This window comes from Labilithrix sp. (assembly GCA_019637155.1).
In the GTDB taxonomy this organism is placed as follows: Bacteria; Myxococcota_A; Polyangia; order Polyangiales; family Polyangiaceae; genus Labilithrix.
This window is the reverse complement of sequence record JAHBWE010000021.1, coordinates 89,189-112,708: the sequence shown is the minus strand read 5'-3', so window position 1 is coordinate 112,708 and position 23,520 is coordinate 89,189. Positions and strand designations below refer to the sequence as shown.

21 protein-coding genes are annotated in these 23,520 nt (G+C 72.5%); 15 read left to right on the top strand and 6 right to left on the bottom strand.

From position 1 onward, the window contains the following. Positions 1 to 16 precede the first annotated feature (16 nt). Positions 17 to 694: a hypothetical protein gene (locus KF837_36720; GenBank protein ID MBX3232926.1), complete on the top strand. Its 678-nt coding sequence runs from the start codon at positions 17 to 19 to the stop codon at positions 692 to 694. A 169-nt stretch (positions 695 to 863) separates the two neighbouring features. On the opposite strand, the gene KF837_36715 is transcribed toward KF837_36720, so the two are convergent. After that, positions 864 to 1,994: a hypothetical protein gene (locus KF837_36715; GenBank protein MBX3232925.1), complete on the bottom strand. Its 1,131-nt coding sequence runs from the start codon at positions 1,992 to 1,994 to the stop codon at positions 864 to 866. A 190-nt stretch (positions 1,995 to 2,184) separates the two neighbouring features. Here KF837_36715 and KF837_36710 point away from each other — a divergent pair, with 190 nt between their 5' ends. From KF837_36710 to KF837_36695, 4 genes are all read left to right on the top strand, one after another. After that, positions 2,185 to 3,681: a hypothetical protein gene (locus KF837_36710; GenBank protein ID MBX3232924.1), complete on the top strand. Its 1,497-nt coding sequence runs from the start codon at positions 2,185 to 2,187 to the stop codon at positions 3,679 to 3,681. A gap of 237 nt (positions 3,682 to 3,918) precedes the next feature. Then, entirely contained in the window at positions 3,919 to 5,157 is a 1,239-nt protein-coding gene (locus tag KF837_36705) for a CapA family protein (protein MBX3232923.1), read from the top strand. Then, positions 5,157 to 5,567 carry a cobalamin B12-binding domain-containing protein gene (locus tag KF837_36700; protein MBX3232922.1) on the top strand — a complete coding sequence of 137 codons (411 nt, stop codon included), beginning with the start codon at positions 5,157 to 5,159 and terminating at the stop codon, positions 5,565 to 5,567. The genes KF837_36705 and KF837_36700 overlap by 1 nt, the downstream gene beginning before the upstream one ends. Positions 5,568 to 5,577: 10 nt before the next feature. Further along, on the top strand, positions 5,578 to 6,942 hold the full coding sequence (locus KF837_36695; protein MBX3232921.1) for a hypothetical protein: 1,365 nt from the start codon (positions 5,578 to 5,580) through the stop codon (positions 6,940 to 6,942). Positions 6,943 to 6,948: 6 nt separating this feature from the next. On the opposite strand, the gene KF837_36690 is transcribed toward KF837_36695, so the two are convergent. Both KF837_36690 and KF837_36685 read right to left on the bottom strand, forming a co-directional pair. After that, positions 6,949 to 7,707 (bottom strand): SDR family NAD(P)-dependent oxidoreductase, encoded by a 759-nt coding sequence (locus tag KF837_36690; GenBank protein ID MBX3232920.1) that lies wholly within the window; start codon positions 7,705 to 7,707, stop codon positions 6,949 to 6,951. A gap of 9 nt (positions 7,708 to 7,716) precedes the next feature. Beyond that, complete coding sequence (locus KF837_36685) at positions 7,717 to 8,421, bottom strand: hypothetical protein (GenBank protein ID MBX3232919.1); 705 nt, start codon at positions 8,419 to 8,421, stop codon at positions 7,717 to 7,719. A 180-nt stretch (positions 8,422 to 8,601) separates the two neighbouring features. Here KF837_36685 and KF837_36680 point away from each other — a divergent pair, with 180 nt between their 5' ends. Next, positions 8,602 to 9,294 carry a hypothetical protein gene (locus tag KF837_36680; protein ID MBX3232918.1) on the top strand — a complete coding sequence of 231 codons (693 nt, stop codon included), beginning with the start codon at positions 8,602 to 8,604 and terminating at the stop codon, positions 9,292 to 9,294. A 1-nt stretch (position 9,295) separates the two neighbouring features. On the opposite strand, the gene KF837_36675 is transcribed toward KF837_36680, so the two are convergent. Beyond that, on the bottom strand, positions 9,296 to 9,865 hold the full coding sequence (locus KF837_36675) for a Uma2 family endonuclease (GenBank protein MBX3232917.1): 570 nt from the start codon (positions 9,863 to 9,865) through the stop codon (positions 9,296 to 9,298). Positions 9,866 to 10,002: 137 nt separating this feature from the next. Between KF837_36675 and KF837_36670 the strand changes: the two genes are divergently transcribed. The 3 genes from KF837_36670 to KF837_36660 are packed head-to-tail and all read left to right on the top strand — an operon-like array spanning position 10,003 to position 12,827. Continuing rightward, positions 10,003 to 11,094: a S1 family peptidase gene (locus KF837_36670; GenBank protein ID MBX3232916.1), complete on the top strand. Its 1,092-nt coding sequence runs from the start codon at positions 10,003 to 10,005 to the stop codon at positions 11,092 to 11,094. 36 nt (positions 11,095 to 11,130) lie between these two features. Further along, a complete protein-coding gene (locus KF837_36665; GenBank protein ID MBX3232915.1) occupies positions 11,131 to 12,276 on the top strand; it encodes an acyl-CoA dehydrogenase family protein in 1,146 nt (381 codons plus the stop codon). Further along, entirely contained in the window at positions 12,273 to 12,827 is a 555-nt protein-coding gene (locus tag KF837_36660) for a TlpA family protein disulfide reductase (protein ID MBX3232914.1), read from the top strand. Before KF837_36665 ends, KF837_36660 begins: the two co-directional genes overlap by 4 nt. A 15-nt stretch (positions 12,828 to 12,842) precedes the next feature. Here KF837_36660 and KF837_36655 read toward each other — a convergent pair whose 3' ends face one another. Next, a complete protein-coding gene (locus tag KF837_36655) occupies positions 12,843 to 13,241 on the bottom strand; it encodes a hypothetical protein (GenBank protein MBX3232913.1) in 399 nt (132 codons plus the stop codon). 109 nt (positions 13,242 to 13,350) lie between these two features. Between KF837_36655 and KF837_36650 the strand changes: the two genes are divergently transcribed. Next, the gene (locus KF837_36650) at positions 13,351 to 13,605 is read left to right on the top strand and encodes a hypothetical protein (GenBank protein ID MBX3232912.1); all 255 of its coding nucleotides are present in this window, start codon (positions 13,351 to 13,353) and stop codon (positions 13,603 to 13,605) included. A gap of 66 nt (positions 13,606 to 13,671) precedes the next feature. On the opposite strand, the gene KF837_36645 is transcribed toward KF837_36650, so the two are convergent. Continuing rightward, positions 13,672 to 14,715 carry a mannose-1-phosphate guanylyltransferase gene (locus tag KF837_36645; GenBank protein MBX3232911.1) on the bottom strand — a complete coding sequence of 348 codons (1,044 nt, stop codon included), beginning with the start codon at positions 14,713 to 14,715 and terminating at the stop codon, positions 13,672 to 13,674. 101 nt (positions 14,716 to 14,816) lie between these two features. Here KF837_36645 and KF837_36640 point away from each other — a divergent pair, with 101 nt between their 5' ends. The 5 genes from KF837_36640 to KF837_36620 all read left to right on the top strand — a co-directional run bounded on the left by KF837_36640 (position 14,817) and on the right by KF837_36620 (position 23,515). Further along, the gene (locus KF837_36640) at positions 14,817 to 16,517 is read left to right on the top strand and encodes a hypothetical protein (GenBank protein ID MBX3232910.1); all 1,701 of its coding nucleotides are present in this window, start codon (positions 14,817 to 14,819) and stop codon (positions 16,515 to 16,517) included. Between the two features lie 44 nt (positions 16,518 to 16,561). Further along, a complete protein-coding gene (locus KF837_36635; GenBank protein MBX3232909.1) occupies positions 16,562 to 18,778 on the top strand; it encodes a hypothetical protein in 2,217 nt (738 codons plus the stop codon). 2 nt (positions 18,779 to 18,780) lie between these two features. After that, positions 18,781 to 20,799: a hypothetical protein gene (locus tag KF837_36630; protein ID MBX3232908.1), complete on the top strand. Its 2,019-nt coding sequence runs from the start codon at positions 18,781 to 18,783 to the stop codon at positions 20,797 to 20,799. Between the two features lie 98 nt (positions 20,800 to 20,897). Next, positions 20,898 to 22,475 (top strand): hypothetical protein, encoded by a 1,578-nt coding sequence (locus tag KF837_36625; protein ID MBX3232907.1) that lies wholly within the window; start codon positions 20,898 to 20,900, stop codon positions 22,473 to 22,475. Further along, the gene (locus tag KF837_36620) at positions 22,472 to 23,515 is read left to right on the top strand and encodes a MoxR family ATPase (protein MBX3232906.1); all 1,044 of its coding nucleotides are present in this window, start codon (positions 22,472 to 22,474) and stop codon (positions 23,513 to 23,515) included. Before KF837_36625 ends, KF837_36620 begins: the two co-directional genes overlap by 4 nt. Positions 23,516 to 23,520: the final 5 nt, after the last annotated feature.

The window sequence follows — 23,520 nt, the reverse complement described above, 5'->3', positions numbered from 1 at the left end:
GATCCGAGGTCTGGTGGTGAAGAGGCGCTTCTTCGTTGCGCCGTTCGTCGTGTTGCCGCTGGCGGCGCGGATGCTCGTCGCGCCGATCGGCGATTCGTTCGCGGCCGACATCTCGCGCATCGCTCCGGACGCGCCGGTCGCGACGGAGCCCGACCCGTTCGTGGAAGACGAGCCGCCGGCCGTCGCGCGGGGCCGATCGGCTCGTCACGGCGGCGCGTTTGGAGCGTCGCGGCGGAGCGAGGGTGGCGGGATGGGCGGGGCGGTGTTCGCCGCGGCGGGCACGGATGGCGGGGCGCGCGCGCCGGCGGGGGACGGCGGCGCGCGAGGGGGCGGCGGGGGCGGCGCGCAGGGCGGGGGCGTGCATGGTGGGGGCGGCGTGAGCGGCACGATCGTCGTGCCGGCGTCGGTCGTCGCCGCGGCGATCGCGGACAAGCGGATCGGCGCGCGTGATGCTGTCGACGTGGACGGCAAGCCGGTCGGCGCGCGCATCCACGGCGTGAGCCGCTACAAGTCGGGGCTGCAGAACGGCGACGTCATCGTCTCGGTCGCGGGCTCCCCGACGCCGACGACGACCGCGCTGGTCGAGGTCGCGATGAAGGTCGTCGCCGCGGGCGCGACGAAGCTCACCGGCAAGATCAAACGCGGCGACGCGGTCTACGACGTGGTGTTGGAGCTCCCGCCACGGGACAAGTAGCGCACGAGGCGCGGGGGGTGGGGTGCATGCGGGGATGGAGGGGAGGGGCGCGGGGTTGCGCGAGGGCGCTGCGCGTGGAGAAGACGCTCGCAGCGCCGCACGGAAGGACGCCGTAGGTGGGAACGAGGGTAGTGCAACGCCTCTTGAAGAAAGATTGGCGTTCGCTTCGTTACTCCCAGCGCGCTTTGTCGAGGGCGTGGTCGGAGAGGTTCTGCTGGCCTTTGATGCTGGGGTGGAAGCAATCGAGCTTGCTCACCTCCGCGGGCGCGAACTTGTAGGTGCCGACGGAGCTGTTGGGGGCGTTGCCCTCGTCGAGGGAGCCGTGCCAGTCGCTCTGGAGGCGGATGCGCTTCGGGTTCAGCGTCGCGTCGGCGGCGAAGCGGCGGACCTCCTCCGCGAGCGCGTCGTTGTAGGCGTCGACGCGGTCGCCGATGGCCTTGCGCTTCGCGGCGCTCGTCTCCGTCGTCACGATCTTGCAGATGCCGTTCGCGTACTGCGCGGTGAGGGACCAGAGGTCCTTGCACGTCGTCGTCGCGGAGATGGGGCCGATCGGGGACTCGTAGCGGATCGGGACGCGCGTCGACTGGAGCGTGTCGAAGAGGAGGTCCACGCGCGGCATGCTGAGGACGCGGACGGTCGCGCCTTCGGGGAGCGCGTCGACGAGGGCGGTGAGGCCCTTCACCGCCGCCTCGCGCCAGCGGTCGACGCTGTAGAGGGGCGCGGTCGCGTCGGCGGTGGTGGACTTCTCGCGGTTGCAGACGTCGTTGCCGCCGAGGAGCACGTAGACGAGGTCGGGCTTCGCGCCCGCCTTCGCGATCGCCTTCGCCTGGTTCTCGAAGTCGCGGACCAGCTCGGCGCCGGAGCGCGAGAACGGCGTCATCACGAGGTTCGGATCCTTCGCCGCGAAGTGCTGGCGGACGGAGCCGATGCGCGGGTCCGTGCCCTGGATCCACGAGAGCGCCGGGTTGTCGTGGAACATCAGGCCCGGGTCGCGCTTCAGGAGGCCGACGTCGATCGGGCTCGAGTCGTCCGCGTCGAAGGCCTGCGAGATGCTGTCGCCCAGGTTCGCGAGCGCGTGGACCTCGAGCTCGGGGGCCGGGGCGGCGGCGTCGGGGGCCGCGGGCGCGGGCGCGGGATCGTCGTCGTCTTCGTTCGTCGTGGTCGCCGGGGCCGGGGCGATGACCTGATCGTTGGTGCCGTCCGTCGGGCCGTCGGCTGCGGCGTCGGCGCCCGAGCACGCCACGGCGCCGAGGCCGAGAGGGAGCGCGATGAGAGCGGAGGCCCAGAGGCGAGCAAGCATCCGATGTCCTTGTGCAAACCGGCGGCCGGCGAGGGGTTTACAGTGGGTGGGGAATTGTCGGGAGGTCAGGGGAGAGGGCCGACAACAAACCCGCACAAAACGACGGTTTGGCAGGTGGGAGGGGGTTGCGCAACTGGGGCGCCGACGATCCACCTCGTACTCCTCGCGATCCCGGCTAAGGTCCCGGGCCATGAAGACCGCCGGCCTGCTGCTCACCGCCGCTTTCCTCCTCCTCTCGTCGCCCGCCAGCGCGGCGCTGACCTCGAGCGAGAAGGGGCAGATCAAGGACTTCATCGTCGCGGCCAAGAGCGAGAACGCGGCGAAGGTCCGGTCGCTCGTCGCGCGCACGGACCTCACGCCGGAGGAGGCGGCGGGCGTGCTCACCGAGGCGATCGCGCCGGTGAGCTGGACCGACGCGCGCGGCGGCTTCCTGAGGGAGCTCCTCTTCGGCGGCGCGGCGTCGGCGCGGCCCGTCCTCGCGACGTCGGCGGTGAAGGCCGTCCTCGCGCGCGCGGACGCGATCTTCCAGCACGAGGGCGACAAGCTCGAGAAGGAGCCGCGCGCGATCGCGGAGCTCGTCGCGCTCTACGCGTGGATCGACACGAACGTCGCGAACGCGGGGACGCCGACCGCGACGGCGCACGACGCCAACGCGGGCCTCACGCCGGCGACGTACGAGGACTGCTCCAAGGCGCTGAAGGACCACGTCGAGAAGAACGCGAAGTGGCTGAAGGGCGACGGTACGGTCGCCGATCCGGTCGGGCGCGTGCGCGCGCAGGCGCAGGCCGCCGTCGTCGACATGATGCCGGACCGGCTCACGCGCCGGGTCGAGGCGGCCGACGGCCTCGGGCTGAAGGGCGCGCGGCGGCAGATGCTCGTCGACTGGGGCGTCCTCCTCGCCGACGCGGGGAAGCTCGACGACGCGAAGGCGCTGAAGATCCGCGAGGCGCTCCAGCGCTTGGCCGGCGCGCGCGTCGATCTCTCGCTCGTCTACTACGGCCCGACCGATCGCGCGCAGGCCCTCCGCGCCCGCGGCAAGGTCGTGCAGGCGGTGACGACGAGCGAGAAGTGGCCGTTCGAGGGCGACGCGCCCGCGTCGTTCGATCCCGCGGTGAGCGCCGTCGTGCACGACCTCGCCGTCGTCGCCGCGACGCAGGCGCTCAAGGGGGACCCGGCGCTCAAGGCGCAGTCCGAGAAGGACGCGGTCCTCGCGTCGGGCGACCCCGGGCGCGTCGTCGGCAAGCCGCACGCGCCGAGCGCCGAATACGTCGTCGGCTCCGTGATCCACGCGCTGATGACGGAGGCGAACAAGACGTTCGACCTCATGGTGTCGCGCTTCGGCACGAGCCAGCCGCAGACCGCCGCGCTGGTGAACGACGCGATCGCGGCGCTCGCGGCCTACGCGCCGGAGGCGAGCGGCGCGCGCGTGGCGGCGCCGCTGAGGATCGAGCTCGCGAAGGCGGGCGCGTGGGCGACCGCGACCGTGCTGAAAAAGGGCGTCGACGAGACGTGCGCGTTCACGTTCGACGGCAACTCGTGGGCGATCGACCGGAGCAACGGCGTGGTGGTGGGCATCCGCAAGAACGGCGGCGCCGCGACGACCGCGAAGGGCGCGCCGGCGGCGAAGCCCGCCGCGCCGGCGAAGCCCGCCGCGCCGGCCCCGGCGGCTCCGGCGACGAAGAAGTGATGCGCGGCTGGCTCGGGCTCGCGTTGCTCGTGGGCGTGGGGCGCGTGCGGCTCGGACGAGGACGGCGCGCGTCCTACTTTCCGCGGAGCGACGGGCTCACGCTGCTCAGCCCCGGAGTGCCCGTAACCGAGAAATTGCCCGTCGGCGTGGCAGGGTGGGAGATTCGCCCACATGCCGCGGCTGGCGCGATGCACGGTGGTTCTTCTCGCCCTCGCTGGGTGCCGCCGTGCGGAACCGGTGCAGAACGACCTCGCGCCGGCGGCGGCGGTCGTTGCGGTCGCGCCGGTCGTCGCGGCGGTCGTCGCGCCGGTCGAGCCGGTCGCGCCGCCCGCGCCGTCGCCGCTGCGGGTGCTCGTCGGCGGGGATTTGATCCCGCATCGGCCGAGCCTCGCGACGGCCGAGGCGATCGGGGGCGCGCTCGCGCCGCTCGCGCCGTTGTTCGGGGAAGCGGACGGCGTGATCGCGAACTACGAGGCCGCGACGGGGGACCTCGAGAAGAAGGCGTTTCGCCTCGCGTACGCCGCCCCGCCTTCGTGGCTCGGGGCGCTGCCGGGGGTCGGGATCCGCGCGGTCTCCGTCGCCAACAACCACGCGTGCGACCTGAGCTACGAAGGGGTCGAGGCCACGCTCGCCGCGAGCGCCGGGGCCGGGCTCGTCACGCTCGGCGGCGACATGAAGGGCGATCCGTGGGCGCCGCGCGTCGTCGCGGAGGGCGGCGGCAAGAAGGTGTGCGCGATCGCGTGGACGACGCTCGTGAACGCGGAGGGCGGGTGCGCGCGGAGCGTGCGGCTCGCGGTGGCGCCCGAGAGCGCGGCGGGGAGGGCGCGCTTCGTGACGGCGCTCACGCAGGCGCGCGCGGCGTGCGACGCGACGATCGCGATCGTCCACGGCGGCGCGGAGTACAAGCCGCAGACCCCGAGCGTCCTCGCGCTCGCGCGGCGGGCGGCCGACGCCGGCGCGGACGCGGTCGTGCTCCATCACCCGCACGTCGCCTCGCCCGTGCTCGTGCATCATGCACGCGACGGACGCGACGTGCCGATCTTCGCGTCGGTCGGGAACCTCGTCTCGAACCAGGGCGAGTCGTGGAAGCCGTCGATGTTCCCCGTGCTGCGCGAGAACCGGCGCCTCGTCTGCGTGAACGGGTGGACGCGGCTCGGCGTCATCGCGGACCTGACGTTCGACCTCTCCGGCGCGGCGCCGCGGCTCGATTGGGGCTTCCACCTCACCTGGACCGAGAACTCGCACGCCGACGACAGGAAGAGCGTGCCGACGATCGCAACGCGGCTCGTCGACCCCGCCGCCGACGCCGCGATCCTCGAGCAGCTCGCGCAGGACGACGAGGGGCCGGTCGCGCTCTTCTCCGATCCGTGCTGGCGCGAGCGCGGAGGTGAGCCGGCGCCGCGCTGCGGGACGAGCCTCGCGCGGAGCAACCCCGATTTGACAGCACGGGCGCGGCGGACGATAAGACGCCGGTAATGTCCACCGAGACGCGCAAGGTCCGCATCCTCGTCGCGAAGCCTGGGCTCGACGGCCACGATCGCGGCGCGAAGGTCGTCGCCCGCGCGCTGCGCGACGCCGGCTTCGAGGTGATCTACACCGGCCTCCACCAGACGCCGGAGATGATCGCGAACGCGGCGGTGCAGGAGGACGTCGACGGCGTCGGCCTCTCGATCATGAGCGGCGCGCACAACACGCTGTTCCCCGCCGTCATCGAGGCGCTGAAGGCGAAGGGCGCGGAAGACGTCGTCGTCTTCGGCGGCGGCATCATCCCCGAGGGTGACCTCGAGCGGCTCCGCTCCGCAGGGGTGAAGGGCGTGTTCACGCCCGGCACCACCCTCGAGTCGATCATCGACTGGGTGAAGACGAACATCGTCGCGCGCGCGTAATCTACGCACGGTGCTGCGTGAGTCGTTTCCGCCGGGGGTGACGGAGCTGCCGAAGCTCTCGCGGACGAGCGGCATGCTCGCGGATCCGATCCTCGAGCGCGCGTTCCAGAAGGAGCACTTCGAGCTCACGGTCCGGCGCTACACGCGGTTCAGCATCGCGATCGCGACCGCGGCGATGCTCTCGTACGGGGTGCACGACGCGCTCGTCGTGCCGGAGGTGCGCGATCGAGCGTGGCTGATCCGCTACGCGTTCTTCGGCCCCGTCGCGGCGCTGATCCTCCTCTTCCTCTTCCGGAACCGAAGGCCGGAGCGCCATCAGCCCGCGATGCTCGTCTTCGGGCTCGCGGTGAACACGGTCGTCCTCTGGATCGGCGCGATCGCGCACGGGGGCGGGGCGTTCATCTACACGTCGTACGCGGTCGTCTTCGTCACGCTCGGGCCGTTCCTCGCGCGCATGAACGTGCGCACGCAGGCGATCTACACCGCGCTCTCGATCGTGCTCTACCTCGCGCTCGACGCGGCGCTCGCGCGTTCGGCGGGCACGTACCGGTTCTCGTGGGTGATGGCGCTGACGACGCTCGGCACGATCGGCGTCCTCGCCGCGCGGCAGCTCGAGGTGCAGAGCCGGATGGCGTTCTTGCAGAAGCGCGTCATCAGCGACCAGATGATCGCGCTCGAGGCGGAGCGGATGCGGAGCGAGTCGCTCCTCCTCAACGTGCTGCCGCGCCGCATCGCAGAGCGCCTGAAGACGGCGCCGGAGCAGACGATCGCCGACCGCTTCGAGGGCGTGACCGTCCTCTTCAGCGACATCGTCGGCTTCACCGAGATGTCGAGCCGCCTCGACGCGAAGACGATCGTGACGCGGCTCGACGAGGTCTTCTCGAAGTTCGACGACGTCGCGGAGGCGCTCGGCCTCGAGAAGATCAAGACGATCGGCGACGCGTACATGGTCGCGGGCGGCGTGCCGACGCCGCGCAAGGACCACGCGGAGGCCGTCTGCGACATGGCCTTGCGCATGCGCGACGTGATCGCGGAGCTCGCGGCGAAGGCGGACGAGCCGATCCGCATCCGCATCGGCGTCCACAGCGGGCCCGTCATCGCGGGGGTGATCGGGAAGAAGAAGTTCATCTACGACGTCTGGGGCGACACCGTGAACTCCGCGAGCAGGATGGAGTCGCACGGCGTGCCGGGCGCGATCCAGGTCAGCGAGGCGACCTACGAGGCGACGAAGGACGCCTTCGACTACGAGGAGCGCGGCACGATCAGCGTGAAGGGCAAGGGCGAGATGAAGACGTACCTGCTCCTCGGCCGCCGCGAAGAGGAGGGCGACCGCCCGGCGTCGCTCCCGCTGCAAAGCGTCACCCCGCGCCGGTGAGGGCGCTCAGCTCTTGAGCGGCGGGGTCAGGGCGTCCAGCGCCCAGCGGGTGGCGTTCGGGAAGTGGCGCGTGGCGCCGTAGAGGCGCGGGTACACGACGCGCGGGCGCTTCTTCGCGACCGCGTCCGCGATCATGCGCGCGAGCACCTCGGGCGATCCGGTCGGCACGTTGCGCGCGGTGACGCGGTCCTCGTACGCCGCGCGCGCCGCGGCCTCGAGCTCGCTCGTGACCGGGCCCGGGTACACCGTGACGACGTGGATGCCGTGCGGCTTCACCTCGGCGCGGAGCCCCTCCGACGCGGCGGCGAGGCCGGCCTTCGCCGCGTTGTAGAAGAACATGCCCGGCGTCGGGGCGAGCGCGGCGAGCGACGCGATGTCGACGATCGCGCCGGAGCGTCGCGGGATCATGCGGCGGAGCACGAGGGTGGTGAGGCGCAGCGGGACGAGGAGGTCGAGGCGCATCATGCGCTCCGCCTCCGCCCAGTCGGTGTCGACGACGCGCTTCACGATCTGGACGCCGGCGTTGTTCACGAGCACGTCGATCGGACCGAGCGCGCGCTCCGCGTCGTCGAGCCAGGCCCACGCCGCGTCGGGATCGGAGAGGTCCGCGCTGACGACGTGGGAGCGATCCGCGCCCGCGGTCGCGATCTTCTCGAGGTGGCCCTTCCTCCGCGCGACGAGGGTGACCTTCGCTCCACGCGCGAGGTACTCGCGCGCGATCGCCTCACCGATTCCGCTCGACGCTCCCGTCACGACGACATGCATGCCGCCAGACTAGAGCGAACGGAAGCGGCGCCGGAGCGGGAATGCGACGAGGACGCCGAGGAGCACGAGCCGCGACACGGGGCTCGCCGGGCGGCGTTGCGTCAGCGGCTTGAGCTGCCGCTTCTCGAGCTCCAGCTTCTTCTGGAGCTCGCGCTGGTCGAGCCGGCGCTTGAACGACTCGGAGTCGTCATCGTCGTCGTCGCCCCACTCGATGTCGATGCTTCCGTCGTCGTCGTCGTCATCGTCGCCGAGCCAGCTCCCGCTGCTGTCGTCGTCATCGTCGTCGTCGTCGTCGTCGTCGCCCGACGAGACGTAGGGATCGTCGTCGTCGTAGCTCGTGGCGGAGCCGCTGCAGCTGTCGTCGCTGTAGCCGTCGTCGTAGTAGCCGCCGCCTCCGCCGCTTCCGCTGCAGCTCTCGCCTTCGTAGTAGTAGACGGTGTCGTTGGACGCCGGGCTCGAGGTGTAGGGGAGCGGCATCGGCTTCGGCGGCGGCGCGGGCGCGGGCTCCGGCTCGGGCTCCGTCGTCGGCCGGTGGCCGGGGGTCACGACGATCGGGGCCGGCGGCGGGGCGGCGTCGATGTCGGCGTCCGCGCCTGCATCGGCGAGCTCGGGCTCGGGTTCGGGCTCGGCGTCGGCTCCGGCGTCCGCGATCTCGTCAGGGTGTCGATGCGGGGCGGCGGCGGCATTCTGGGAGGCGGACAGACAGAGACACACGAGAGCCGCAACGACCGCCAACCGCATCGACGAGGGGACTCTTGCAATCGACGTACTTGCCGCCGATCCGCGAGAAATGCCGAAATGTCGGGGACCGTGCCTCGGCTGTGAATCCATCGCTCCGCAAAGCAGCCGAGAACCGGCGGTCACAGGCGCGGACTCGCGCTAGGCTCCGCCTCCATGGACGGCGAGGTGATGCAACGCGTGGCGGCGATGCGCGCGGCGATCGCGAAACTGCGGACCGAGCTCGACGCGCTGACGGAGGCGGAGGAGCAGCTCAGCGAGAAGCTCCGCTCGCTCGGCATCGACGACGCGATCACCACCGTGGACCTCCCGACCGTCGCGGGACTGCCGTCGCGGCGGAAGAAGCGCGCGGCGGTGGGCGCGGGCGGCGAGCTCTCCACCATCAAGGCCGCGGCCGCCGGCGCTGGGCTGATGCTCGGCGTCGCGCTCGTCGTGCTCCTCGCGCTGAACCTCGTCACGCGCCGCTCCGAGCCGGCGCCGATCGCGTCGGCGTCGGCGTCCGCGTCGGTCGCGCCGCCGGCGGCCTCGGTCGTCCCCGTCGCGGCGGCGACCACGCCGTCGGCGGAGCCGGCGCCTTCCGCGGCGCCGCCGCCCTCCGCGAGCGCCGAGGCCCCGCCGAAGCCGGAGATGGGCGCGATCACGGTTCTTTGCACACCACGCTGCGACTGGATCACGGACAACGGCGCGCCGCTCTCACCAGGCAACCTGGTCGGCGTGCCGGTGCCCGTGGGCCCACACCGCATCGAAGCCCGCGCCAACGGCGTGAAGCGCTCCTACTCCGTGAACGTCGCCCCCAACCAGACGCGCGAGGTGAGGATCAACCTCGAGCCGGTCGACCGCGGGTTCTGACTTACTGGGGATCGAGCGCGATGCCGTCGTAGAGGTCGTCGACCGCGATTTCGATCGCGGGACGGAGGACCTTCATCACCTCGCCTCCGCGAAAGTCACGTTCGCTCCACCCTGCGCTCGTGCGCTCCACCAGCGTGAGCCTCCGCGAGCGGTGGGAAACGAACACCACCGAAGCGAGTGAGTCGAGCTGTTTGTACTGACTCAGCTTGTCGCCTCGATCGTAGTCCTCCGTGGACTTGTTCGTGACCTCGACGAGGAGCATCGGGTTCGTGATCGCGTTGGGATCGATGAGCGCGACCTCGCGCTCGCCGCATACGACGACCCCGTCGGGGAAGGTGCTGAGCTCGGTCGCCTCGACGCGGACCTTCATGTCCGACGTGGCCACGCGACATCCCTTCGGAAGGCGAGCGTAGAGCTGTCCGATCATCGCCGCGCTGAGCTCGGCATGCGCCGGCGTGCCTCCCGCCATGGCATAGATGGTCCCCTCCCGATACTCGAGCCGAAGCTCGCTCATCTCGAGCGCCCTCAGGTACTCGGAGTAGTCGTAGTGGAGGCGGCGCGCCGTGCTCACGTCCTTCAACGTAGCCTTTCCCTGGCCCCTGGCCTGGCCCGTTCTGGCCCGGGCCAGGCTCTGGCGCCGAAAAGGGGCGTGATTCCGTGGCGCGGACGTTGGCGCGGTGAGTGCTTTGGGCGCGGGCGGAGGTGGTCATGGGTCTTCGTCGTCGTCTTGGGTTTCTTGTTGTCGCGGTGGTCGCGGTGGTCGGGTTGGCGTGCTCGCCGGCGGCGGAGCGCGAGTCGGCGATCGAGCGGGTGATGGAGAACGCGCCGGCCGACGCGGGGCCGGGCGTCGTCGCGGATCGCGTCGAGCTCTTGCGCGGGGTGCCCTCGCGCGGGCGCGATCCGTCGGTCGTCGCGCTTCGGATCGGCGAGAGCGGGCTCTGCTCCGGCACGCTGATCTCGCCGCGGCTCGTGCTCACCGCGCGGCACTGCGTGAGCAAGACGGCGAAGGTCGTGGAGTGTCCCGCGCCCGGCGTGCAGGTCTACTCCGATCGCGATCCGCGCGATCTCGCGGTGCTGGTCGGTGAGGACATCGGCGCGGCGCGGCCGCTCGCGCGCGGGATCGCGATCGTCTCGCCCGGCGGCGTGACGCTGTGCGAGGCGGACATCGCCGTGCTCGTCCTCGACGAGCCCGTCGTCGTCGCGAAGGCGGCGCCGCTGCGCGCGCGCGGGCCCGCGGCCGGCGATCGGATCCGCGCGGTGGGCTTCGGCGGACCGAACGGAGAGGACCGCGGGAAGAAGCTCCTCCGCGAGCACGTGCCGGTGCTCGACGTGACGACGGCGGAGTTCACGGTCGGGGAGGCGACGTGCCTCGGCGACTCGGGCGGGCCCGCCGTCGACGAGGACACGGGCGAGATCATCGGCGTCGTCTCGCGCGGCGGCCCGGACTGCGAAGGCGAGGACGTGCACAACATCTACACGCGCGTCGACACCTACGCGTGGCTGATGGAGGAGGCGTTCGCGCGCGTCGGGGAGATCGACCTCGAGGAGCGCACCGACGCCGGCGCGAAGAACCCCGCCTTGAAGGCGGCGAAGCGAGGGAGCAAATCGAAGCCGGCGAGCGACATCGGCGGGCCGTGCACGTCCGGCGCGGACTGCGCGGCGGGCATCTGCCTCACCGACGACGCGCGCAGTTATTGCTCGCGGCCGTGCGGGTCCGGGGACCGCTGCCCGACGCGGTATCACTGCCTCCCGGCGGCGGGGCTTCCGGCGCCGGAGCGGGCCTGCACGCAGGTGCGTTGACGCCGGTCGCCGGGGCTCCTAAATGCCTGGTCCGTCATGGACTTTTCCCATTCCGAAGACCACGAGCTCCTTCGTAAGACCGTGCGCGACTTCGCGCAGAAGGAGGTCCTGCCGAACGCGCGGAAGTGGGACGAAGAGGAGCGCTTCCCGAAGGAGATCGTGCCGCGCCTCGCGGAGCTCGGGCTCCTCGGCATCCGCATCCCCGAGGAGTACGGCGGCTCCGGGATGGACATGACGAGCTACGCGATCTGCGTCGAGGAGATCGCGCGCGCGGACGGCTCGCTCGCGCTCACGGTCGCCTCGCACAACGGGCTCGGCACGGGGCACATCCTCTCGTTCGGGAACGAGGCGCAGAAGAAGAAGTACCTGTCGAAGGCGACGACGGGCGAGTGGCTGGCGGCGTGGGCGCTCACGGAGCCGGGGAGCGGGAGCGACTCCGCGGGCCTCCGCACCACCGCGCGGCGCGAGGGGAACGACTGGGTCTTGAGCGGGACGAAGATGTTCATCACGCAGGGCAGCGTCGGCGGCTTCTGCGTCGTGCTCGCGCGCACGAACCCGGACGTCGCGAAGCAGAAGGGCATCACCGCGTTCGTGGTCGAGCACGGGACGAAGGGCTTCACCGCGTCGAAGCACCTCGAGAAGCTCGGCTGCCGCTCGAGCGACACGGTGGAGCTCACCTTCGACGAGGTCGTCGTGTCCGACGAGCAGCGCATCGGCGAGGTCGATCAAGGCTTCACCGACACGATGAAGATCCTCGATCGCGGCCGCATCTCGATCGCGGCGATGGCGCTCGGCCTCGGCTACGGCGTCCTCGACATGGCGGTCTCGTACGCGAAGGACCGCAAGCAGTTCAACAAGCCCATCGCCGAGTTCCAGGCGGTGCAGTGGATGCTCGCCGACATGAAGACCGAGCTCGACGCCGCGGCGCTCCTCACCTACCGCGCGGCGTGGCTCGCGGACCAGAAGCGGCCGTTCACGAAGGAGGCCTCGATGGCGAAGCTCTTCGCGAGCGAGGCGTCGTCGCGCGCGTGCAACAAGGCGCTCCAGATCCACGGCGGCTACGGCTACACGCGCGAGTTCCACGTCGAGCGGCACCTGCGCGACGCGAAGATCTGCGAGATCGGCGAGGGCACGAGCGAGGTGCAGCGCATCGTCATCGCGAAGCAGCTCCTGGCCGGATGATGTGGCGCGGGGGAGTCGCGCTCGCGGCGGCCGTGCTCGCGGCGGCGGCGCTCGCGCTCGGCTGCGAGTCCAACCTGCCGCCGGAGGCGCCGGACCGACCGGCGGCGAAGGCGAGCAACGGGAACGTGCGCGTCGGCGATCTCGCGCCCGACTTCGACGTCATGAACGCGAGCCGCAACACGGGCGATCGTCTTCGCCTCGTGAAGGGCAAGGTCAACCTCCTGTTCTTCTGGTCGACGAGCTCCGCCGGCGCGAAGGACGCGATGCCGGTGCTCTCCGATCTCCAGAAGCGCTACACCGGCCGCGGCCTCGTCGTCAGCGCGATCGCGACCGACGAGGACGTGATGGACGTCGCGCGCGTCAGCGGCGACATGGGCGCGACGTTCGACGTCGGCTGGGACGAGACGAAGTCGGCGCAGACGCGCTACAGGCCGCCGACCGACGCGAGCATCTTCATCGTCGACAAGGCCGGCGTGGTGCGGTTCATCCACGGCGGCTACAGCGGCGGCCTCGCGGGCGACCTCGAACGCGAGTGCAGCTCGCTCCTCTGAATCTCCTGCGCTCGCTCAGCGCCGCGGAACGACTCCACCGTCGGGGAAGACGCGGACGCACGCCTGCTCGCGGCAGGCGGGGTCGAAGGTCTGCCCGCCGCCGCTTCCGCAGTCGAGCGAGCTGCATCCCTCCGCGCGGTACGTCGCGGCGATGGTGGCCCCCGCGTCGGCGCCGCTCGCGTTCACGGCGAGCTCGCCGGTCCAGTTGCAGATGCCGTTCCGGATCAACGTGCAGTCCTCGTCCCGCGCGCACGCGACGTGGCTCGCGACGGTGGGGACCGCGGCGTATTCGGCGCTGAGCTCGCTGCAGCGCGACGGTGCGCCGGCGTCGTTCGCCGCGCTCGCATCGGCGCCGCCGTTCGGCGCAGGGGGCGGCTCGTCGCTCGAGCAGCCCGCGAGCGCCGACGTGGTCACGAGAACGGCCGCAAGGTATCGAAGCACCATCGAGCGCCACGATATCTCGTCGCGCCGTCGCCCGCTCAGAACATCCGGCGCCGGCCTTCGCCGTCGCGCGGCCGGCGTCGTGAAACCCGAAGCCGATGAACGCGACGAGCGGACGTCGATGCTCTCGCGCGCGGAGCGCGATGTCGTGGATGACGGCGTTCGCGAGGCGGCGCTCGTGGCGGCGTCGGGCGCGACGAAGCGGTCGAAGATGGCGGCGAGGGCGCGGTCGCAACGCTCGAAGAGCTCGCGCGTGAAGGTGGCGAGCGCTTCGTCCGAGGTCGCCTCCGTCACCGCGGGGCTCACGACGACGCAGCCGGGTTGCTCGTCGACGTAGAGCGACGGCGACGAGGAACAGCTCGCCGTCGTTGCTGCGGGCTGCAGGCCGTGTTTGCGAGCTCGTTCAGAGCAGCGTCGTGCGGCCCTGGGTCTTCAGGGTGTCGACGATGAGCCTTACGTCCTGGGCGCGCTCGCGCGGGAGGACCAGGATCGCGTCGTCGGTTTCGACGATGACGAGGTCGTCGACGCCGACGACGGCGATCGTCTTGCCCGAGGTGCCGCGGAGCAGGTTGCCCTTTGCGTCGATCGCGACGTCGCTCGGGCCGAGCGCGTTGCCGCTCGCGTCGTGTGGGGCCAGCTCCCAGGCCGACTGCCAGCTGCCGACGTCGTTCCAGCCGAAGTCGCCCGGCACCACCGCGAGGTCGCCGGCCTTCTCCATCACGCCGACGTCGATCGATACGCTCTCGAGCGTGGGGAACACCTCCTTCACCTTCGCCGGATCGGTCCCCATCTTCGCGACGCCCGCCGCGACCGAGGGGAGGTGCTGCTCGAGGAGCGCCGCCATGTCCTTCACGCGGAAGAAGAACATGCCTGCATTCCACAAGTACTTCGTCGGCCCCGCGGCGAGGAACTCCTCCGCCTTCGCGCGGGCCGGCTTCTCGACGAAGCGCGCGACCTTCCGCGCGGGCGCGGCGTCGGAGAGCTCCGCCCCGACCTCGATGTAGCCGTAGCCCGTCTCCGGGCGCGTCGGGACGATCCCCACCGTCGTGACGTGGCCGCGCGCGGCGGTCGCGATCGCGGTCGCGAGGACGCCCTGGAAGCCGCTCTCGTCGGTGATGAAGTGATCGCTCGGGAGGACCATCACCACCGCGTCGGGATCGAGGCGCGCGATCGTCGCGTTCGCCCACGCGATGCACGGCGCGGTGTTGCGCGCGGCGGGCTCGCAGAGGATGTGGTCGCGGCGGACGCCGGGGAGCGCCTGCGCGGTGCCGTCCGCGAGGTGCTCGCCGGTGACGACGAGCACGCGCTCGGCGGGGACGAGGGGCGCGAGCCGCCGCACGGTGGCGGCGAGCAGCGGCTCGTCGCTCTTGCCCGCGAGCGGGAGGAGCTGCTTCGGGCGCTTGTTGCGCGAGGCCGGCCAGAAGCGGGTGCCGGCGCCGCCGGCCATGATCACGGCGTAGACGTTCGGGGTAGCCACGGCCGGCGAATGTAGTCGCTTTCGCCGAAAAGTCGCGCGGATGCGAGCCCTCCTTTATGACCGGAGGAGCCTTGCGCCTCCTCGTCCTCTTCGCCGCGCTCCTCGTCGTCCTCGCGGGATGCGAGCGGACCGTCGCGCCGCCGCTCGTCGAGGTCACCGAGCTCGCGCCGAAGGAGGTCGAGCCCGGCGATCGCATCGAGGTCCACGGCGCCGGCTTTCCGCAGGGCCGCACCGGCAAGCTCGTCCTCGAAGGGACCGCGTTCCGCCCCGGCGAGCCGCCGCTCACGCACCTCACGATCGAGGCCGACGGCGTCGTCGCCGCGCCCGATCGCATGGACGTCGTCGTCCGCGAGAGCTTCGCCGAGCGGCTGTGCGGTCGCGGCGATCGCGCGTCGCACGCGACGTTCCAGGGCGACGTCCGGATCTCCTTCGCGTCCAACGATCCCACCGCGCCGCCGCTCGTGGGGCGCCTGCGCGGCGCGACGATCGACGTGCAGCCGTCGTCGATCCGCGCGACCGTGCTCGACGCGCGGACGACCGAAGGCGCGCGCCTCCTCGAGTTCCTCGGCATCACGCCCGGCGCGCCGTCGCCGCGCGGCATCCCCGCCGAGCAGGTGAGACCGGGCTCGCCCGCGGAGCGCGCCGGGATGCAGACCGGTGACGTGCTCGTCGCGGTCGACGGCGTGCACGCGCTCGCGATCGCCGACGTCGCGCCCGCCTCCGCGCGCTCCGCCGAGCTCACGATCAAGCACACCGAATCCGGGATCGAAGACACGACGACGGTGTCGCTCCTCGACTACTCGGGCGAGCGCGTGCCGACCGAATACGCGCCGGCGCTCCTCCTCGTCGGGCTCGCGCTCGCGATCCTGATCCTCCTCGTCTTGCCGGGACCGCCCGTCCTCGCGACCCTCGAGCTCCGCATCGCGAGCGAGCTGCGGAGGACGAGCTTCGGCGGCGCCGCGCGCGCGCTGTTCGGCGCCGGCACCGGCGCGGCCGCCTCCGTCCTCGTGACCGCGGCGCTCGCCGCGTTCGCGCTGACGCCGTGGATCGTGGGGCGCGACGTCGACGCGGTCGCGCTCTTCGCCGCCGCGGCGGTGCTCTTCGTCTCGTCGCGCGTCGCGCGGGCGAAGGGGGCGGGCGGCGTCGTCCGCGCCGTCTTCGAGACGCTGCTCGTCTTGCTCGTCCTCGCCTCCGCGCTCGCGCTCGCGTTCGCGCAGATCGGCGCGATCGAGCTCTCCGAGATCGTCCGCCTCCAGGGCGCGCTGCCGTGGCAGGTCGAGGCGACGCGCCACCCCGCCTGCGCCGTCCTCGCGGTCGTGTACTTCGCGACCGTGATCGCGCTCCTCCGCTCCCGCGCGCCGTCCGACGCGAGCCTCGATCGCGCGGCGGTCCTCTTCGCGTGTTCGCTCGGCGTCGCGGTGTTCCTCGGCGGCTGGCAGATCCCGAGCGCGAAGCCGATGCTCCTCGCCGGCGCCGCCCTCTTCACGCTGAAGACCTGGCTCATGACCGCGCTCTGCCTCGGCGCGCGGCGGGTCGGGACGAGCCTCGACGCCCCCGCCACGCGGCGCGTCCTCCTCCGCGCGCTCGTCCCCGGCCTCGTGCTCGGCGGCGCGCTCGTCGCGCTCTCGCGTCGCGTCGTCCCCAACGTCGCGGTGGAGACCGCGATCGGGGCCACGCTCGTCGCGCTCGTCACCCTGTTTTCCTTGCGGATCGCGCTTCGGGTTCGGGCCGCGATCGGGCGTCCGGAGCCCCACGCGAGCCCCTTCATCTAGCCTTTATCTGGGCCCAAAATCGCGAGAAGATCGGCCGCCTCCCAATGTTCGAGACGACCGGCTCGCTCGCGCTCGTCCAGCCGGTCTTCATGCTGGTGGGCCTCGTCGCGCTCCCGCTCCTCTGGACGCTGCTCGCGTCCGTCTTCGCGCGCCCGACGAGCGTCTCGCCGGCGACCGATCTGCGCGAGGGCGTCATCGCGCCGATCGTCGCGATCACCGGCGCGGCGGGCACGTTGGGGCTCGCCGTCGTCATCGCGGTCAAGCTCGCGCTGCTCCCGCACGGCTACGTGTTCGTGCAGCACGTCGCCGCGCTCGCGCGGCTCGGACAGCTCGACCTCGCGCTCGACGTCGCGGTCGATCCGCGCAGCGCGACGTTCAGCGTCGTCGTCGCGCTCGTCGCGTGCGCTTCGACGCTGCAGACGTCGTGGTCCTCGCGCCCCGGCACCGGGCCGCGCCTCGCGTGGACGGGCCTCCTGACCACCGGCGCGATGGCGCTCGTCGTCGGCGACGGGTTCGCGCCGATCCTCGTCGGCCTCGGCCTCCTCTCGATCGGGGCGTGGGGCCTCGCGCGCGGCGGCAGCTTCTCGGCGAACGTGAGCGCGAGCGCCGGCAACGTCGCGGTCCTCGTCGGGATGATCTTCCTGTTCTGGTCGCTCGGCGGCGCGTTCGGCCCCGAAGGCTACGACTCGGACGGCGCGCCGCGGTTCGTCCTCGTCGCGACGGGACAGCCGTCCGACTCGCCCGACAAGGCGATGCTCACGATGACGACGGAGGCGGGCGCGCGCGTCTCCGCCGACGACACCGACTTCCCCGGCGAGCCGATCGCGGCGCCGTTCGCGGTGCTCGTCCAGCCGGGCGTGTACACGTTCCGCGTCCAGCGCGGGGCGGCGTCGGCCGACGTCGTCGTCCCGCGGGTGGGGCTCAGCGCGGGGCGCGCCTACGTGCTCGCGCCGTACGGCCCGACCGCGAGCCTCCGCGTCCTCGACGATCAGGTCGCGGTCCCGCGCCTCGCGACGAACGGCGCGCTCGAGACGGTGCGCGCGACGCTCGCCGGTCGCATGATCGTGGGCCTCCGCTCGTCGATCGTGATCCTCCTGCTCGTCCTCGTCGGAGGCCTCGCGCACGTGTACGCGCTCGCGAGCCGGAGCGGACCGTCGGCGATCGCGTCGGTGCTCGAGGCGCTGCCGCCGGTCTACCTCGCGCTCCGCTTCGCGCCGGGGATCGGCGATCCGGCGGGCCTCGAAGGCGCGATCGTCGCCGCGATCGGCGTCGTCACCGCGGTCGTCCTCGCCGCGCGCGCGGCGTGCATCGACGACGAGCACAAGGCGCTCCGCGGGATCCTCGCCGCGACCGCGGCGCTCGCGCTCGCCGCGATCTCCCTCGGCGACGCGGCGGCGGGGCTCGTGCTCTCGTCGACGTCGCTCGTCGCCGTCGCGGGGGCGCTCGCGGCGCTGGAGGCGAAGCGTGACGCGCGCTGGCTCGGCGTCGCGTGCGCGGCCGCGGTCGGGCTCTTCCCCGGCACCGGCGCCTCGGCCGGCTTCGTCCTCGCGATCACGGTCGCGCTCTCCTCCGCCGCGACCGGCAGCGTCGCGTGGGCGGTCGTGATGGCGCTCGTCGCGTCCGCGCTCGTCGTCGCGGCGGCGGTCGCGTCCCTCGCCGCGTACCGCGTCTACGACCTCGTCGTGATCAACGCCGCCGCGCCGAGCCGCCGCGCGCGCGACGGCCGGCGCGCGCGCGGACAAGGTGTGGTCGTGGTCGTCCTCTCGATCGTCGCGCTCGCCGGCGGCGCGGTGCTCGGCGTCGGCAGCTCGCTCTACGGCGGCTCGACCGCGCCGTTCGCGCGGCGCCTCGTCGGAGCCGCCCCCGCGCCGGCGGCGCCGCAGGCGATGGCGATCGCGGGCATCGTCTTCTCCGTCATCGCCGCGAGCGGCGGCGCGGTCCTCGGGCGGCGCGCGAACATGTCGGCCGACGCGCCGGCGTGGCTCCTCGCGCTCGGCCGTCCGTACGATCTGCTCGCGCTCCTCGCGCGCGGCATCGGCCGCGTGATGGGGTTCCTCCATCGAGGTGTGCAGTCGATGGACACGCGCATCATCGACGACGTGCCCGCCGCGTTCGGCGATCTCTACCGGCGCGTCCGCGGCAAGTCCGTCGCGGAGGGCGACGACGAAGCGGCCGAGGGCGGACCGATCTGGACGGGCCTCCTCCTCGCGATGGTCGCGACGCTCGCGGCGGTCGTCCTCTCCGCGCTGGTCCTGGGCTGACGATGTGGACCGTCCTCCGCTCCCTGCTCGTCGCGCTGGCGCTCCTCGCGCTCGCGGGCGGCAGCGCGCGGGCGGACGACGTGCGGCGCGCCGGCACCGTTCGCCTCGCCGCGCCGGGCGGCGGCCGCGGTCCGATCGAGCTCCGCGCGGAGCCGGGGGCGAGGGAAGAGGTGTGGTCGGCGGAGCTCGCGATCGTCAACGACGGCAAGGAGCCGCTCGTCGTCTCGCGCATCGCGCCGCGGGCCGACCCCGCCGATCCGCGCGTCCCGCCCAAGCTCGTCGCGCGCCTCACCGACGGCAGCATCCCGATCACGATCGCGCCGGGGGCGACGCGCCGCGCGATCGTGCAATGGATGCCGGAGAACGGTACGCGCGTGCGGCAGCTCTTCGGCCACATCGTCGTCACGAGCTCCGACGAGGAGTCGGGCGAGGTGGCGATGGGCGTGCGCGCGCAGATGCGCGGCCTCGGGGGCCCGCTCGAGTCGCGGCTCCTCTCCGTCATCCTGCTCCTGCCCATCCTCGGCGCGCTCGCCGCGATCTTCGCGCGCGGCGACGCGCCGACGTCGCGCGCGCTCGCGATCGTCGCGCTCTCGGCGCAGTGCGTGTTCACGGCGTACGTGTATCGCAGCTTCGTGCCGGAGCTCTCCCGCATCGACGGCAACGACGGGCTCCAGTTCATCGAGCACATCGTCTGGGTGCGTCCGATCGGCCTCGAGATCTTCTTCGGCGTCGACGGGATCGCGGCCAACGCGCTCTTCGTGACGAGCGCGGTCGTGCTCCTCGCGGTCATCTTCGATCGCGGCCCCGAGCGCGGTCCGGGCGGCCACTTCGGCGCGCTCCTCGTGCTCGACGCCGCGTTCAACGGCGCGATCGTCGCGATGGACGCGCTCCTCTTCGTGCTCTTCGCCGCGGTCGCGGTCGCGGCGGCGACCTTCCTCGTCGGGATGTGGGGCGGCGGCAAGCGGAAGACCGCGGCGCTGCGGCTCGCGCTGCCCGGCTTCGCCGCGATCGCGCTCTTGCTCGTCGCAGCGATCCTGCTCTCGCGTCACGCCGACGCGACGTTCCTCGTCGACGGCACGTCGGTGACGCGGACGTTCAGCATCCCCGAGCTCTCGCGCACCACCTTCGGCGGCACGTTCGCGAAGGTGCTCTTCGTCGTCGTCCTCGCCGCGGCGGCGCTGCTCGTCGCCGCGTTCCCCGCCCATCGCTGGCTCGGCGACGTCCTCGCGGAGGCGCCGGCGTCGAGCGGCATCCTCATCGCGACCGCGCTCCCGCTCGTCGGCGTCTGCGCGTTCCTGCGCCTCGGGTGCCTCGTGCTCCCGGAGGGGATGCGCTGGGCCTCCGGCGTCATCGTCGCGATCGGCGCGGTCACCTCGGCGTACGGCGCGCTCGCGGCGCTCGGGCAGACCGACCTCCGGCGCATCGCGGCGTCGGCGATCACGACGCAGTCCGGCTTCGTGTTCCTCGGCGCGGGATCGCTCACGCCGCAAGGGCTCTCCGGCGCGATCGTGCTCGGGTCGACGCGCGCGCTCGCGATCAGCGTGTTCCTCCTCCTCGCCGCCGCGGCGTTCGAGCGCGCGCAGACGGTGGACACGAACCGCCTCGCGGGGGTGGCACGACGGATGCCGGCGTGGACGGTGTCGCTCGCGGCGGCGGCGCTCGCGCAGGCGGGCGTGCTCGGCATGGGCGGTGCTTGGGGACCGATCCTCGCGCTGCTCGGCGTCCTCTCGAGCTACGCGCCGCTCGCGATCGTGGCCGCGATCGCGCTCGTCGTCGTCGCGGCCGCGCACCTCACCGCGCTGTCGCCGGTCGCGTTCGGGGTGCTCGATCCGAAGCTCGTCGAGGGCGAGAAGCTGCCCGATCTCTCGCGCCGCGAGTGGGCGAGCGTCGGGCCGCTCGTCCTCGTCGTGGTCTTGCTCGGGGTCTGGCCGGCGCCGGTCGTGTCGGTGACCACCGGAACCGTTCGTGATCTCTCGAACGCGGTGAGCCCGCCGGGTCCGGATCAGGTCGCCTCGAATTAGGTCGTCACACTCGTCCCCCGAGCCCCGAGGAACTCGAGCGCGCCGGCGGTGTCGGCGCTGGAAGAGCTCCGCGTCTGCGGGCGTTTCGACCGGGATCCATGAACGAAGAGGTGCTTCTCTTGCCGATCGCGTCCGCCGCCGAGCGGCGCCTCGGTCGCCTGCACGTGTGGGCGGCGTTCCGACAGCGCGCCGCGGTCGTCGCGGTCGCCGCCGCCATGGGCGCGGCGCTGCGGCCGTTCGTCTGGCCGCTCCAGTATCAGTCGCCGGCGCTCTCGGCCGCTCGTGCCCTCGCGTTCGCGGCGGCGGGCGCGCTCGTCGCGACGACGGTCATCGTCGTGCGCGCGTGGCGGAGCCGGCCTTCGCTCCTGGTCGCGACGCGGAAGATCGACGCCGAGCTCGGGCTCGCCGAGGTGGTCGCGAGCGGCGTCGCGTTCGAGCGCGACCGCCGCGACGACGAGATGGCGCGCTTCGCGATCGCGCGCGCGCGCCGCGCGACGGAGGGGATCGATCCGAAGCGCCTCTTCACCGCGCAGCCGATCGATCGACCGCGCGGGTTTCGCCTCATGATCGCGGTCGCGGCGGCGGGGATCCTCTTCGGCGCGATCGATCGGCTCGTCGTCGAGCGCGCGATGCGGCCGGTGACGGAGAGCGAGCGCAGCGCGGCGGCGGACCTCAAGGCGAACGCCGTCGCGGCGGCGAAGACCGATCCGAGCGCGCCGGCGCCGTCGCCGCAAGAGCAGCAGATGATCGAGGCGGCGAAGCGCGCGGCGGAGGCGGCCGAGCGCGGCGATCGCAAGGGCGCGAACGAGGCGCTCGAGGAGATGCGGAAGGCGGAGCGCTCGCTCCAGGCCGACGAGCGCGATCGCGCGAAGTCGCTGCGCGCGCTCCGCGACGAGCTCGAGGCGAAGCAGCCGAGCGAGAGCACGGCGCGTCCCTCGACCGCGTCCGAGTCCGCGGCCGCGCTCGAGCGCGAGATCGACAAGGCGACGGCGCCCGAAGACCTCGCGAAGCTCGCGGAGCGCCTCGAGCGCGCGGAGAAGGCGGCGCGCGAAGCGGCGAGCCGCGCCGGATCGGCCGCGGCGAAGGAAGCGTGGCAGCGCGCGGCGGACGCGCTGAAGGAGGCACGCGAGGCGGCGGCGCGCGGCGACAAGGAAGGCGCCAAGCGCGCGATGGAGCGCGCGCAGCGCGAGCTCGCGTCGATGGAGTCGGCGTCGAAGCAGAAGAGCGCGAGCGCGTCTCGCCTTGGCGAGAAGGGGGCCGAGCTCGATCGCTCGCTCCGCGGCAAGGCGCGAGAGGGGAAGGACCCTGCCGAAGGCGGCAAGGAGAACGGCGAGGCGGGCGGAGCCAACGCCAAGAGCGACGAGCAGAAGGGGCAGCCCGGCGGCACAGGCGGCGGCGAAGAAGAAGGCGATCGCACGCCGGTCGCGCCGAAGGACCGGCTCAAGCTGAACGGCGATCTGCAAGCCCGCGCCGACGTGAAGGAAGGCGAGAAGGCGGTGAGCGTGATCGAAGGCATGGGCAAGGGCGGCGACCCGAAGGACTACAAGGCGATCTTCCCCGCGTACGACACGGTCGTGGAAGACGGCCTCCGTGAAGACAACGTACCCGCCGCGCGACGGCCGACCGTGCGCCGGTACTTCAAATCGATCCGGCCCGGCGAAGAAGGAAGTCCATGACGACGCAAGCGCACACGAACGGGCACGCGAATGGCCACCACCACCACGCGCCGGCGACGGTCCGTCATACGTCGGCGCCCCCGCCGCCCGCGACGCTGGAGCAGCGGCTGCACGAAGCGCGGGCCGCGATCTTCCGCATCGATCAGGCGCTCCGCGAGATCATCCTCGGACAAGAAGAGATCGTGTCGAGCGTCGTGCAGTCGCTCGTCGCGGGCGGGCACGTGCTCCTCGAAGGCGCGCCCGGTCTCGGCAAGACGCACCTCGTCCGGTCGCTCGCGCAGCTCGTCGGCGGCGCGTTCGCGCGGATCCAGTTCACGCCCGACCTGATGCCGAGCGACGTCCTCGGCACGAGCCTCGTCGTCGCGACCGAAGGCGGCGGCAAGGACCTCCAGTTCCGGCGCGGCCCGATCTTCGCGAACCTCGTCCTCGCCGACGAGATCAACCGCGCGACGCCGAAGACGCAGAGCGCGCTCCTCGAGGCGATGGCGGAGCGCACCGTCTCGGTCGAGGGCCGCCCGCTGCCGCTCCCGAGCCCGTTCTTCGTCCTCGCGACCGAGAACCCGATCGAGATGGAAGGTGTCTACCCGCTGCCGGAGGCGCAGCTCGATCGCTTCCTCGTGAAGCTGATCGTGAAGATGCCCTCCCTCGAGACGCTCGCGCGCATCGGCGCACGCGCGGAGGAGCCGGCGATCCCGAAGGCGATCGCGTCGCCGGAGCAGCTCGTGTTCCTCCAGGCGATGGCGCGCACGATCCCGGCCGCGCCGCACGTCGAGCAGTACGCGGCGAAGCTCGTCCTCGCGACGCATGCGCACCGCGCGTGCCGCTACGGCGCGGGTCCGCGCGCGATGCAGGCGCTCATGGCGTGCGGCCGCGCGCGCGCGCTCGCGACGGGGCGCGCCGCGGTCGCGATCGAGGACGTCGCGGTGGCGGCGCCGACGGTGCTCCGTCATCGCATCGGCCTCCGCTTCGAGGCGGAGGCGGAGGGCCTCACCGCCGACGCGGTCGTCGCGCAGATCCTCCAGTCGACCGCGGTGACGTGAGCGTC